Here is a 12576-nt window from a genome sequence, read left to right as displayed (position 1 = left end):
ACCTTAAAGGCTCAATTAACCATCAACCTTAGAAACTACAATAATTCCACGAGGTTTTAGTGATTCTGAATCTTTAGCTTGTATGGCTTTGTATAGGTCCGAAGTTTTAATCCAAGCTGGTTCATATTTATACCTAGCAACATCCATAAGTAACCACATATCGGCTTTAGGATTATAGGCAGCTAAAGGAGAAAAATGTCCCCCACCAGAGGCACCCATATCAGCTCGATTGTAGTTAATGATTATATATTTGCCATCCTTCATACTGCTTAGTAGAGTGTTTTTGAGTTGAGCTTCATCTTTAAACTTGTTTGCATGATAAACTTTAGCTTCGGCTTTTGCGCCTATTGTTTCCTGTTTATTGATAATTTCAGCTGTTTCATCTAATGGTAACCCATGCATATAAATTCTAGCAGGAGTAATACTATCTTTAATTAGATCTTTGTTGTAAAAAATATTGGTTTGGTCAAAAATAGTAAACTCTCTATGAGCAGGAGCGAGTGCTGGCTCGAGACCTAGAGCATTAAGAACCATAACATCTGCAGCTGGCCCACAAAAGCTTATTCCGTTTTCTGTTGTAAAGTACTCAGCAAGCTTCCAGTATTGTTGTGAATATTTCTCTGGTGATGTTTTTAGAAGTTCTTGTCCTTGAGGTGTTGAGAAGCCAACTACATTTTTGGGTAGGGTTAAACGAGTTGTATTTGTATCTGAGAGTAAAGTAGTATTGGGACTAGCATTTGCATTTATCACTGTAACAGCTAAGCTACAAAAGATTAGAGTTTTAATTATTTTTTTCATGAAAATATTAAATTACTGGTTAGGTTATTAAAATAGTACACGACTAAAAAGCTGTATGTAAATATTTCCTTACAGATTTATTTGGACTCAGTTTATAAAAGCTGTGGCTTGATTACTTGATTGAAGTTAACTGTGGTAAAATTATTGGGTATTAAATTTTATAAGAAAGGTTAATTATTTTGATTACAATAGGAAGTTATTATAACTTGCAGGTAGTGGATGTAAGTGAGTTTATAATTCATTTAGATGCGAAGAATTTAGGTATAGCAACTTTAGTTAAAAAAGAGCTTTCGGAAGAAGATAAAACCAGTTTAAAAATTGGTGATGAAATAAGCGTACTTTTGTATGAAAACTCTAAATCTGAACTTATGGCAACTACAAAAAAAGTGCCAGCTGTTGGCGAGATAGCTTTTCTACCAGTAAAATCTATAATTGGCATCGGTGCGTTTTTAGATTGGGGTTTAGATAAAGATTTGCTTGTACCGTTAGCAGAGCAACATAGACCTTTTGAGAATGGTAAATCATATCTTGTAAAAATATATCTTGATAAACTAAATGGTAGACTTACAGCATCTTCTAAAATAAATAAGTTTATATCAGACTTTGATGATGGAGATTTTAAAGTAGGACAAGAGGTTAATCTAATCATTGGTGGGACTACAGATATAGGCTATAAAGCAATTGTAAATAATACTCACTGGGGTGTACTTTATAATAATGAAGTCTTTCAAAGGCTAAGCTTTGGGCAGTCTATAACAGGATACATTAAAGCTATCCGTAATGATGGTAAGATAGACTTAACCTTACAATTGGAGGCATACAAAAGTTTAGATAAAAATGCTCAAAAGATAGAAGATTATTTACGAAAGAATGATGGTTTTGCACCATTTCATGATAAATCAGACCCTGTCGAGATAAAAAGAGTTTTTGGCTTGAGTAAAGCAAACTTTAAAAAAGCTATTGGTGGATTATTCAGGCAAAAGAAAATAGTCATCAAACCTGATGGAATATATCTAAATAGTTAGTCTCTTTATTTTAATCTTTAACAGCTTGCCGCAATGTGTGATTACCATAATGATTAATCTTTAGATTAAATATAGACCACGATAAATAGAGACCTTTATAATTTATTCAAACTACTTCGCTAATGCTTTTTCTCTAGCTTCTTCTTTTATTTTTTGTTTTTGTAGTTTATTTAATTCTGCAAGTTGTTTTGCTTCATCACCAACATGAGAAAAACCTCTTTCAGCAGCCAGTTGAGATTGCTTTTCACGTTCAGCAAATCTAGCTCTCTGCTCATCTGTTATCTTACCATGACAATGATGACAACTCATTCCTTTAACATATTCGGGGCGAGATTTGTCCTCTTCTGTTATCGGCATACGACAAGCAAAACACTGGTCGTAATTACCTTTTTCAAGATCGTGATTTACAGCTACACGAGAGTCAAATACAAAGCATTCACCTTCCCACATAGTTTCTTCTTTTGGTACTTCTTCTAAGTATTTTAAGATTCCACCTTCGAGGTGATAAACTTCTTCAAAGCCTTTTTCTAGCATTAATGCTGTAGATTTCTCACATCTAATGCCACCAGTACAAAACATCGCAACTTTCTTTTGTTTTTTAGGATCTAGGTTTTCATCAACATATTCTGGGAATTCACGAAAATTATCTGTATGGGGGTTTACCGCATTTTTAAATGTACCAATCTCAATTTCATACTCATTACGGGTATCAACTAAAAGTACATCTGGATCAGATATTAGTTCATTCCAATCTTTAGGTTTTACATGTTTGCCACATACTTTATTTGGATCGATGTCTTCTACACCTAAAGTTACTATTTCTTTTTTTAACTTCACTTTTGAGCGGTAAAATGGCATATCATCATGATAGGATTCTTTATAGTCGATATCAGCTAGTCTTGGGTCAGATTTTAGATAGTTAAGTAAAGCAGTTATACCTTCTTGAGTACCTGCAACAGTACCGTTTATCCCTTCATTGGCTATAAGCAAAGTACCTTTGACTTTGTTTTGAATCATAGTGTTTAATATAGGCTGACGCATATCTTCAAAATCTTCTAGCGTAACGAATTTATACATAGCACAGACAACTATTTGAGACATATAAGTATCCTTGAAATATTTAGATTAATGATTAACATAAACATTATACTATTTCCAATTGTGTAAAAAAATAGAAGTTTTTTTCTGTATTTGTAGTATTACTTTTTACTTAGATGCTTTATTATTTTACTACTTTAATTATTTTAGAAGAATTTAAACAATGTTTTTTAAAAACCTAACAGCTTTCAAAATCACAGATATAGATATAGATATTTTTGAAGAGTCTATGAATAAGTTAGCATTTATACCGTGTAGTAAGTCGCAGAAATCAACGCGTGGCTTTGTAAACCCTTTTGTTAAAGATAGTGAAAATGCTCTCTTTAAATTTAATCATTTAGCAGCGTTTTGTCTACTCAGTGAAGAAAAGATTTTACCTGCTCAAGTTGTAAAACAACAAGCAGAAGAACATATCGAAGAGCTGGAACTAACTAGATATGTTAGCAAAAAAGAAAAAGCTGAGATAAAGGAAGATATGGAGCAGAGACTACTTCCTATGGCTTTTAGTAAGTTTAAGAAAACTTATGGTTATTTAGATTTAGTAAATAATTATCTAGTGGTGGATAGCGTATCTGAAAAGCAAATTTTAGAGATTGTTGATCTACTACAAAGATGTGAAGCAAGATTTGATCCTGTAATCAAAGAAGAAACAGATATTCTTACAGAATGGCTAGTTGATGGTACAAATCCGCTAGAAGTTGAAATAGCTGAAAGGTGCAAGCTTACTAGTGCGATAGGTGATAGTGTGGCAAATATTTCATGTCAAGGTAGTACTATGCTTACGGATAATATCAAATCATTCATTGAAAGTGGTGGTTACATTACGGAACTTGCAATTATTTGGAATGAACAAGTAGCAATGACGGCAAATACAAAGCTACAGTTTAAGTCTGTAAAGTTTTTGGAAGGTATAAACGATCTTAATAAAGATGATAATGGCGGACATGAAACTGACTTGTTGCTGATGGCAGATCTTTTCGCCGAGCTTATAAACACAATGCAAAGTTGGGTTAAAGTTAAAGAAGATTAAATTTCAATAGCTATAATTACTCTTTATATCTTCACTTGTGGTAGAATGTTTAATAGTGTTAATAGCACTTTAGGATTGCAAGTTATGGTATTAAAAAGAATAAAAGGTATCTCAATAATAGAATCGCTGATAGCTATTAGTATATTATTATTTTTATTTTTTGCTGCATTTTATACGCTAGGTAATATACTTGGTGGTACTGTGCTTACTGAAAAAAAAACACAATTGATAAATGCTCTTGATTTTCATGTAAATGACTACATGCTTACAGGTAATTTTGATGAAAGTGCTAGTGGTGATATAACATTTTCAAGAGAAACTATTGGTTCTACAGAGGTTTTTAAAGCATACAATGTTTCATCAGGTCTTAGTGTACTTAAAAGGACTCTTTCACCATTAGGACCAGCTGCTTTGGCTATGACTACCGAGCTTGGCCCATATATGAAAGCAGTTAATAAATTGTATATAGATGCTGGAGCAACAGTGATAGATCAGGCTGAAATACTTGATGATATTAATGCAGCTAGAGATCAGTATTTATCTCACAGTACAATGAAACATTCATCTACTACAATGGTGATGTTGAACCTTGGCAATACACAGTTGAATATTACTATGCCAATGGATGATCCACCGTTTGATTCTTATGGGCCGTATGTGATTGTTGGTCCAATGACAAATGCAGATATCGATCCTACTACAGGTGTTACATGGAAGTGTACACCATATAATTTTGATAGTGATTTATTGCCTAGTTGGTGTAATTTTTAGATTAACTAAATTTAATTACTAAGCTTAATGTCTATCGGTAGTCTATGATATAATAAATTACTGTGTTTATAAGGGTGTTTAGGAAAAATCACTAAATGTATTGTTTTAATAAAAATAAAAACAATGGATTTTCTCTTGTGGAGTTGATGGTTGCGTCACTGATAGCGATACTTGCATTTTCTATAGCTATAAATATATACAGCACTATAAAAAGACAATTTGAAGATAATAGAAATAAATTAGACCAGGAAGTTAGTCAACTAATAGTTAAGAACATAATATCTAACTCAATTAGAAACTCAGGTTTTGCATGTAATTTTGGTACTTCTTTTCAAACACAAAGTGATGCTACAGGTGAAGGGTTAGAGAGTTTTTTTCTAGGCTCAACAGATATTCAAGTTGGAAATTTACCATTAAGTTCGGGCTCTACGCTTCCAATTTCACTTGAATCAAACTGTGATTCTGAGTGCTTTCAGGCTGGTAGTGATTATATACTCATAAAACATGATGTAGCACACCATCATTTAATTAACGATACAAGTAATACGACACTAGAGCTAGATTCAGTTGATAGTATTAGTGCTAATGATCACTTATTATTATGTAATGCTGGGGCTATTAATCTGGTTAAAGCTTTAACGATAAACTCCGGGTCTAGTACAGTTACGCTTGATTCTTCTTATGGAGGATTTCCTTATTATACAGGTGATTATGTAGGTGATTATAGTTTAGATATATTTTACATAAAGGACACAGGCGAAGTAGATTTACAAGGCAATGCGATCTTTGGACTATATGTTTATATCAAAGGTGATGATGCATCTGGTGATGGTGTAAATGATGACTTGTACGAGCTTGTAAGAGGTGTTGAAAACTTGAAGGTTTCAGCTTCATTAGATGGAGAAACTTGGAATCAAGTTGTAGGAGACTTAAATATCGATAAAAATACATATAGGGCTTTAGAAATTTCATTTGAAATAGATGGAGTAAGTTACAACAAAATAATAATACTCTAAAGCGAGGTATTTAAATGAAGCAATTATCAGTTAAAAATAGAGGCTCAGCTTTATTGACTTCGCTGATATTTGCATTTGTTATAATGATAGTTATTTCGAGTCTAGCATATAACTTCAGAACAGGAACATTATCTATAAATAGTCTTGCTAATCAAAATATAAATACTCAAATTGATGAGGGTTATATTCATGACAATTTATTTGAGCAAGATTATACTCAAACTATAGATGAAAATATCGATGATGCTAGGTTTGTAACCACCCCCACTCGAGTAGAGTTTCCTTTTTTATCTAACTCTAGTGCTAAGCTGTATGAGGGTGAGCCATTTTTTACAAGCTATGAGCTAGAGCATAACTTTTTTTATGAAACTGTGTTACAACGCACAGTTAATATGATCATTAATGAAGTTGAGTACAATAATTTTTATACTCAATATGAAGAAGATATTTACCCTATAAATGTTCCTTACTTAAATAGATCGGCATTATCTTCACAAGATGCAACTCATAAGCTAGATAATGGTGAAATAAATGAGTCACAGATCGGATATATTGGCTATCTTATGAAAGATGGTACTAATCTCGATTATAATGTATCTGGTAATACAGGAAGTCTCGCTGTACCTAATGACATTAATACAGATTATAAGTTTTCAGCTGGTTGGGATATTGTAGATGGATTGAGAAGCTTTTTTTTGGCAGTTTACAATACCGACAAAGTATATACTTCATCAACCACATTAGATAATCTTTTGAATCATGGTGGTCAAGCAACTACTGATCTTGGTAATTTTGAATTGATAACAGGTATACCTAGTGGTAGTACTATAGCAAGTGGTAGTATAATTCTTACTAAATGGTATCACGATAACTCCCAAGCTGTGCCTAAGCCTTTAATTTTAAGGAAGATAGATAGGTCAGGAGATCATGAGTTAGATGCTTATAGTCCTGCCTATAATAGTGGAAATAATAGCTATGAAGCAAGTTTATTTGACACCTTTACTTCAGACACTGATTTTAGCTCAGGCTCTGTTTTTATAGTGTCTCCTGACTGGGATGCAAACCTCGGCTCAGCACCTCCATTAGTTATTGAAAATAAAAATCTACTAGATTTTAATCGAGATGGTAACTATCGTTTTGGAGACGGTACAGGTTCAACTAACACTCAGCTACAATATGCAGGTGAGTTTGAGCCGCTTTTGGTGAGAAAAAGCTCAACGGATTTATATTTGATCTTGTATGACACAGACCATTTATACAGATATGTATATAGTCCAGCAAATAATCCTGTACTTGCTATAACTCCTTTAGCCAGCTATGCAGGAGGAGATATTCGTAAGGTTATAGTTAGGTTTGGGGCATTGTTTATTTTTACAGATAATTATTGTTATGTGACAAATTTGGATGATAATGCTCAAACTTTAAGTAGATTGTCGATAGCTAGTGATAAAAACTACCAGGTATTAAGAGATGGTTCAGGTGGTATTTATATAATGCCAGATGGACTAGAGTGTATGATTGATGATAATTGTAATAGTAATAATCGTATCTATATAAGTAGTGGTTGTACAGGGTTTGACTGTGATGCCGTAGCAGAACTTAATAGCCTTTCAAATATATTAGGGTTAATTTATGAAAGTAATGATTGATTCAGTTACTGATAATTTTTTTATTTATTTGCTTTATATTTAGCCTTCCTGTTTTCAGAATTATATCTCAGATTATGTTAATATATAGCTATATTGGTGTTTTAGGATTATCGTCTAAATGAAGCAAAAAAAGATGACAGGAGTAAGTATAGTAGAAGTGATGTTCTCTATCGTTGTGCTTCTTTTTGTGTCTTATGCAGGGTTAATGCTACTAGGGACCAGCTCATCAAAAGGAGTTTTGATGACAAACAAAGTGGATTTAGTAGATTTATTAGATGATAAGGTAAGTGAATACATTATTTCACATAGTTTTGATGATAGTGGCTCTAGTGGTAGAACCTATATTCAAACAGATATTACAAATGAAGGCAATAATGGTAATGGCAACTCTTCAACAGAAGGTAACCAGTCTGGGGGCGAAACTGGTAGTGCTACAGGTGTTGACTATAACTTGTATAAGTTTACAGCGACTGATTCTAATTATGATATAACAACCAATAAGAAGGTTTTTGAGAGGGATTGATAGCTATGAAAAAAAATAAAGGGTTTACATTGTTAGAGGTTATGATAGCAGTGATGTTAGTTATATTTTTATTATTTGCTGTATTTTATGCTATAGGAAATGTTTTAACTGGTTCTGTCTTGACTGAAAAGAAAGTAGAAATGGCTGATGAGCTTGATAACAGAATTAATGAATATGTTATATCAGGAGTTTTTGATAGTACTACGAATAATGGTATGACATTTGCAAAGCAAACAGATGCTAATAATATTGTTGAGTTTAGTGCAACGAATAGTGACTTTGATATAAGTGTAACAAAAAGAGCTTTTGAGACAAACACTGTTGAAGAAGATGGAAACAACGATAACGATAACGATAACGATAATGGCAATGGCAATGGCAATGGCAATGGCAATAATGGTCATGGTAATAATGCTGATGGCGTTGACTCATCAAATCCAGGTCAAGGAAATGGAGGTCCTAATGGTGAAGTTGATCCATCTGGTGATGTTGATGATGAGAATAGTAACAATGACAACGATAATAACGACAGCAACAGCAACAGCAACAGCAACAGCAACAGCAATGGCAATGGCAACAGCAACAGCAATGGCAATGGCAATGGCAATGGCAATGGCAACAGCAATAATGGTCATGGTAATAATGCTGATGGCGTTGACTCATCAAATCCAGGTCAAGGAAATGGAGGCCCTAATGGTGAAGTTGACCCATCTGGTGATGTCGATGATGAAAATGGTAATAACGGCAACAGCAATGGCAATGGAAATGGCAATAAAAACAAGAATAAAAATAAATAAGGTGTTGTCATAATTTTTTTATGAAAAGTAGCAAAAGTTTAAATTTTATTAAAGGTTTAACATTAGTTGAACTCTTAATATCAACAACAATTATTATAATTGTGCTTTCAATGGCTATCTCTATATATATTAACGCTAGAGATCAGTATGATTCATTAAAGGAAAGAACTAGTCTTGAAGTTAAACAATTAGCTGCAAAAAGGTTATTACAAGACTTTGTTACTAGTGCAGGATTTGCATCTAAATTTGGCTCCGCTAGCCAGCAATACCAAGATCGTACAGGAGATTCTTTAGATAGCTTCTTCTTACCAAGTGGTTCGGCAGTAAGAGTAGGAGCGCTTCCGATAGCAACATCAGATCATATATCAGAAGCATTGGAGAATGATTGTACGGGCGAATGTTTTCAGTCTGATACAGACTATATAATGATAAGAAAAGAAGATAGTCATACAAGTCTTATTGCAAATAATAGTTTAGAAACCTCTTTAGAGTTAGAGTCAACCACGGGTCTTGAAGCAGATGATTATCTATTATTGTCAAATAAAGATGATGCAAATTTAGTTAAGATAGTCTCAATAAACTCTGGTAGTGGTATTATCACATTAGATACGAGCCCACAAAACGCTATATACTATAAAGGAGATTATGCTGGCAAGTATAATTTTCAAATAATGTACGTTAGAGATACTGGCGAACAAGATGATGAAGGTAATGATATTTTTGCTCTATATGTGTTCATAAAATCATCTTCAGCTCGAGGAATTTCTTATGAGCTAGTTAGAGGAGTGAGTGATTTTCAGGTTCAGTACTCAACTGTAAGTGGTAATGTGATTACTTGGAATGACATAACATCAGATACTGATCTTAATAGCTCCCTTACTTCAGCTGTAAAAGTTTCTTTTGAAGTTGGTGGACAATCATTTAGTAAGATAGTGGTTTTGTAATATGAAAATGAAATTTTCCAAACAAAAAGGCTCAGCTTTATTTACAGCTTTATTATTTTCATTTGTTCTGATGGTTATAATGTCTGCTCTAGCATATAATTATAGAGTTAGCATGCTGACAATAGAATCACTAGTAGATGATGAAATTAATGTGAATGTTGATGAGGGCTATTTAAATGATATGTTTGCTACAAACGATATCAATAGCGATATCCAAGAAACAGTCGGTGATTTTACATTTAGCACAGTTGTGGATTTTATTGCTCCAGGATTTCAGTTTGAACATACTAATGGCGCTTTATACCAAGCAGATCCTTATCTTATGAGTTATAGGTCTACTCATAACTTTATCAATAATGGGGTTACAGAATATACTAAAGAGCTTATATTTAACAGTCTTCCAGCAGATACATATACTAGTTATGATGAAAGTGTAAAGCCTATAAATGTACCATTTGTAAATGTTGATGGAATTACAGGAGATGCTGCTATATATAAATTAAGTAGCGGTAGTAGTATGATTCTCGATAATGAAAGAGGTTATATAGGGAGTATAAGTAAAGATGGAGATAATCTTGATATAGTTGCTATGAATACTAGTTCTACAGTCGGTGTACCAGGTGATCTATCAGAAGATGATTATAAATTTAGTATAGGTTGGAATCTAAAAGATGGTCTCTGGAATTTATTATTAGCAACTTATGATACAAATAAAGTATATACATCATCAACTACTCTTAGAAACTTAGTGGATAATTCCGGTCAGGCACAAACAGATCTTAATAACTGGAGTCAAGTTGCAAGTTTACCAAGTGGGAGTAGTATACCTAGTGGTAGTGTGATTTTAACAAAATGGATTCATGACGCTGATAATGATGATCTAGACAACAGCATTACAGCAACACCTAAACTTGTAGTTGTTCGTAAACAAGAAAGAACAGCGGGTTCAGGAACATTTAATCTAGTTATATATGGAACTACTCATAATATAGGTACAAATGTTTATAGTGCCAAAATACCAGCTGCTGTTGAGACAACAGATGAAAGGCCTTTAGTATTTTTCCAAGATGATGGTGTTACAAAGGTTATTCAATTTAACACTCATGGGTCTGCTGGTATAACATCTTTAGGGGATTTAGGCAATAATGGTAGCGCTCTAGTTCAAGCGGAACCTATACTGGTTAGAAAAAATGAGTTGCAAAGTTATCTTATTTATTACGATAAGAGCAATTATTATACACATGTATACACTCATGGTACAACATCAGACAGTGATGAATCTAAAAATGTAAATAGTTCATTAAATGCTACAGCTATTATAAGTGAACCTGTTTCAGGAACTATACAGAAACTTATTCCGAAATTTGGAGCATTATTTATAGTTACAGATACAAATATCTATGTTGATGATTTTGATTATAGCACCTCTGTATTGGTAAACAATATCCCCGAGAATGATTCTAAAGCACAAATTTTACGTGATGATAGTGGTCAGATATATGCTATGCCAGATGGGTTAGACTGTATTATTGCTGGCAATTGTAATGACAATAATAGACTCTATATAAGAGATGAAGGTAGTTGTGCTAGCTATACAGGTGGCTGTGATAAGATAGATGAGCTTAACAATATTGCCACATATTTAGGTTTGATTTATAAAAAATCAGAACATTAGATTTTATATATAAAAGTTTTAACTATTTGCTTTCAGTATTTTCAATTTTCATTTTGTATATGATTATTAAGACTGCTATCGTAATTATAGTAAAGATTGTTTGTACTATAGGAGATGCGATAATTAAGTTTCTACCATGATAAAAACTCACAATAAAACTACCAAGAGCTGCTACCATGTTTTTAGAAAAGTTTGAAATAGCATTTGCAGTTCCAAAATTATCATTGACTTGATTTAAAGAAAAAGAGTAAACAATAGTTGAACTAAAGGCTACAGAACCACACAGTACAAACATTGCAGTAGTGTATATAAGAGCATTATCAATATGAAAGAAGTTAAATATTACTAAAACAATACTGCTTATAGCTACAGCTGAAACCGTATAATATATATTATGCAGTTTTTGAATACTTTCAGAATATTTCTTGATATATAAGTTCGCAAAAATCGCTGCCATACAAGTTATAGCATAGTACACACAATACAGAGTTATACTAGTTTTATACTCATCAAGGTATATCAAGGCTGATGATGATATATATATAAATAGTGGTGTAAATAGTGTACATGATGCAACTGTACCTAGCATAAACCCAGGGTTTTTGAAGTGGTGAAAGTAGCTGGGTATCACCTTGCGTAAGTCTTCTTGTCGGTCTTTTTGCTCAAGGGTTTCCTCAATCAAAAAAGCAGCCATAATCATAAGTACTCCATAAGCTGTTAGAAAATGAAAAGTACTTTGCCAAGTATGTGTTAATGAAACTAAAACAGAACCGATTATAGGAGCAACCATTGGAGCGATAAGCAATATAATAATAATAGTAGCAAGCATACTAGTTAGCTTAGCGCCTTTATAGCAATCTCTAGCTATTGAAAAAGATATTACAGCTCCAACAGAATCAGCTAAGCCTTGGATTAATCTAAGAATTTCCAGCATCTGAAAATTAAAACTCATAGAGCAAAGCACAGTACTTAAGATATATATCAAGCTACCAACTATAATTACTTTTTTACGACCATATTTATCCGATATAGCTCCCCAAAATAGCATCCCAAATGAAAAGCCAACAAAGTAGGTGGCAAATGTTGTCAAAACTGCGCTATTAGCTACACCAAAGTCTTTAGCGATAAGTGAAATAGCCGGTGCGTAAGTGTTTATTGCAAGAGGAGGTAAAGCTGCAAACAGAGCTAAGATAATTGGAAAAAGTTTAGATTCTCGAGTTATATAATTCATGCTGTAGAAATATTTAGAA

At 33.0% G+C, this 12576-nt stretch carries 12 protein-coding genes; 9 read left to right on the top strand and 3 right to left on the bottom strand.

From position 1 onward, the window contains the following. Nucleotides 1-15: 15 nt before the first annotated feature. Nucleotides 16-798, bottom strand: coding sequence for a phytochelatin synthase family protein (locus FLM55_RS03055; RefSeq protein WP_178947957.1), 783 nt, complete (start codon nt 796-798; stop codon nt 16-18). 179 nt (nt 799-977) lie between these two features. Here FLM55_RS03055 and FLM55_RS03050 point away from each other — a divergent pair, with 179 nt between their 5' ends. Then, the gene (locus tag FLM55_RS03050; protein WP_178947956.1) at nt 978-1823 is read left to right on the top strand and encodes a S1 RNA-binding domain-containing protein; all 846 of its coding nucleotides are present in this window, start codon (nt 978-980) and stop codon (nt 1821-1823) included. 111 nt (nt 1824-1934) lie between these two features. Here FLM55_RS03050 and FLM55_RS03045 read toward each other — a convergent pair whose 3' ends face one another. Beyond that, nucleotides 1935-2924, bottom strand: a complete 990-nt coding sequence (locus FLM55_RS03045) for a rhodanese-related sulfurtransferase (RefSeq protein ID WP_178947955.1) — start codon at nt 2922-2924, stop codon at nt 1935-1937. A 160-nt stretch (nt 2925-3084) separates the two neighbouring features. Here FLM55_RS03045 and rdgC point away from each other — a divergent pair, with 160 nt between their 5' ends. The 8 genes from rdgC to FLM55_RS03005 all read left to right on the top strand — a co-directional run bounded on the left by rdgC (nt 3085) and on the right by FLM55_RS03005 (nt 11326). After that, nucleotides 3085-3951, top strand: coding sequence for a recombination-associated protein RdgC (rdgC, locus tag FLM55_RS03040; RefSeq protein ID WP_178947954.1), 867 nt, complete (start codon nt 3085-3087; stop codon nt 3949-3951). A gap of 84 nt (nt 3952-4035) precedes the next feature. Then, a complete protein-coding gene (locus tag FLM55_RS09470; RefSeq protein WP_256868908.1) occupies nt 4036-4722 on the top strand; it encodes a type II secretion system protein in 687 nt (228 codons plus the stop codon). A gap of 95 nt (nt 4723-4817) precedes the next feature. Further along, nucleotides 4818-5738 (top strand): PilW family protein, encoded by a 921-nt coding sequence (locus tag FLM55_RS03030; RefSeq protein WP_178947953.1) that lies wholly within the window; start codon nt 4818-4820, stop codon nt 5736-5738. A 14-nt stretch (nt 5739-5752) separates the two neighbouring features. After that, a complete protein-coding gene (locus FLM55_RS03025; RefSeq protein ID WP_178947952.1) occupies nt 5753-7387 on the top strand; it encodes a hypothetical protein in 1635 nt (544 codons plus the stop codon). A gap of 118 nt (nt 7388-7505) precedes the next feature. Continuing rightward, nucleotides 7506-7910 carry a hypothetical protein gene (locus FLM55_RS03020; protein WP_178947951.1) on the top strand — a complete coding sequence of 135 codons (405 nt, stop codon included), beginning with the start codon at nt 7506-7508 and terminating at the stop codon, nt 7908-7910. Between the two features lie 5 nt (nt 7911-7915). Further along, nucleotides 7916-8707, top strand: coding sequence for a type II secretion system protein (locus FLM55_RS03015; protein WP_178947950.1), 792 nt, complete (start codon nt 7916-7918; stop codon nt 8705-8707). 20 nt (nt 8708-8727) lie between these two features. Continuing rightward, nucleotides 8728-9651 carry a photosystem I protein M (PsaM) gene (locus tag FLM55_RS03010; protein ID WP_178947949.1) on the top strand — a complete coding sequence of 308 codons (924 nt, stop codon included), beginning with the start codon at nt 8728-8730 and terminating at the stop codon, nt 9649-9651. A 7-nt stretch (nt 9652-9658) separates the two neighbouring features. Beyond that, nucleotides 9659-11326 (top strand): hypothetical protein, encoded by a 1668-nt coding sequence (locus FLM55_RS03005; RefSeq protein WP_178947948.1) that lies wholly within the window; start codon nt 9659-9661, stop codon nt 11324-11326. 22 nt (nt 11327-11348) lie between these two features. On the opposite strand, the gene FLM55_RS03000 is transcribed toward FLM55_RS03005, so the two are convergent. Then, nucleotides 11349-12557, bottom strand: coding sequence for a multidrug effflux MFS transporter (locus FLM55_RS03000; protein WP_178947947.1), 1209 nt, complete (start codon nt 12555-12557; stop codon nt 11349-11351). Nucleotides 12558-12576 lie beyond the last annotated feature (19 nt).

Source organism: Francisella sp. Scap27 (assembly GCF_013394105.1).
In the GTDB taxonomy this organism is placed as follows: domain Bacteria; phylum Pseudomonadota; class Gammaproteobacteria; order Francisellales; family Francisellaceae; genus Francisella; species Francisella adeliensis.
The sequence above is the reverse complement of the archived record's forward strand: the minus strand, read 5'-3'. Positions and strand labels throughout refer to the sequence as shown.

Coding starts and splice junctions, on each gene's coding strand:
- FLM55_RS03055 (WP_178947957.1), bottom strand. CDS start 798: ATGAAAAAAATAATTAAAACTCTAATCTTTTGTAGCTTAGCTGTTACA.
- FLM55_RS03045 (WP_178947955.1), bottom strand. CDS start 2,924: ATGTCTCAAATAGTTGTCTGTGCTATGTATAAATTCGTTACGCTAGAA.
- rdgC (WP_178947954.1), top strand. CDS start 3,085: ATGTTTTTTAAAAACCTAACAGCTTTCAAAATCACAGATATAGATATA.
- FLM55_RS09470 (WP_256868908.1), top strand. CDS start 4,036: ATGGTATTAAAAAGAATAAAAGGTATCTCAATAATAGAATCGCTGATA.
- FLM55_RS03030 (WP_178947953.1), top strand. CDS start 4,818: ATGTATTGTTTTAATAAAAATAAAAACAATGGATTTTCTCTTGTGGAG.
- FLM55_RS03025 (WP_178947952.1), top strand. CDS start 5,753: ATGAAGCAATTATCAGTTAAAAATAGAGGCTCAGCTTTATTGACTTCG.
- FLM55_RS03020 (WP_178947951.1), top strand. CDS start 7,506: ATGAAGCAAAAAAAGATGACAGGAGTAAGTATAGTAGAAGTGATGTTC.
- FLM55_RS03015 (WP_178947950.1), top strand. CDS start 7,916: ATGAAAAAAAATAAAGGGTTTACATTGTTAGAGGTTATGATAGCAGTG.
- FLM55_RS03010 (WP_178947949.1), top strand. CDS start 8,728: ATGAAAAGTAGCAAAAGTTTAAATTTTATTAAAGGTTTAACATTAGTT.
- FLM55_RS03005 (WP_178947948.1), top strand. CDS start 9,659: ATGAAATTTTCCAAACAAAAAGGCTCAGCTTTATTTACAGCTTTATTA.
- FLM55_RS03000 (WP_178947947.1), bottom strand. CDS start 12,557: ATGAATTATATAACTCGAGAATCTAAACTTTTTCCAATTATCTTAGCT.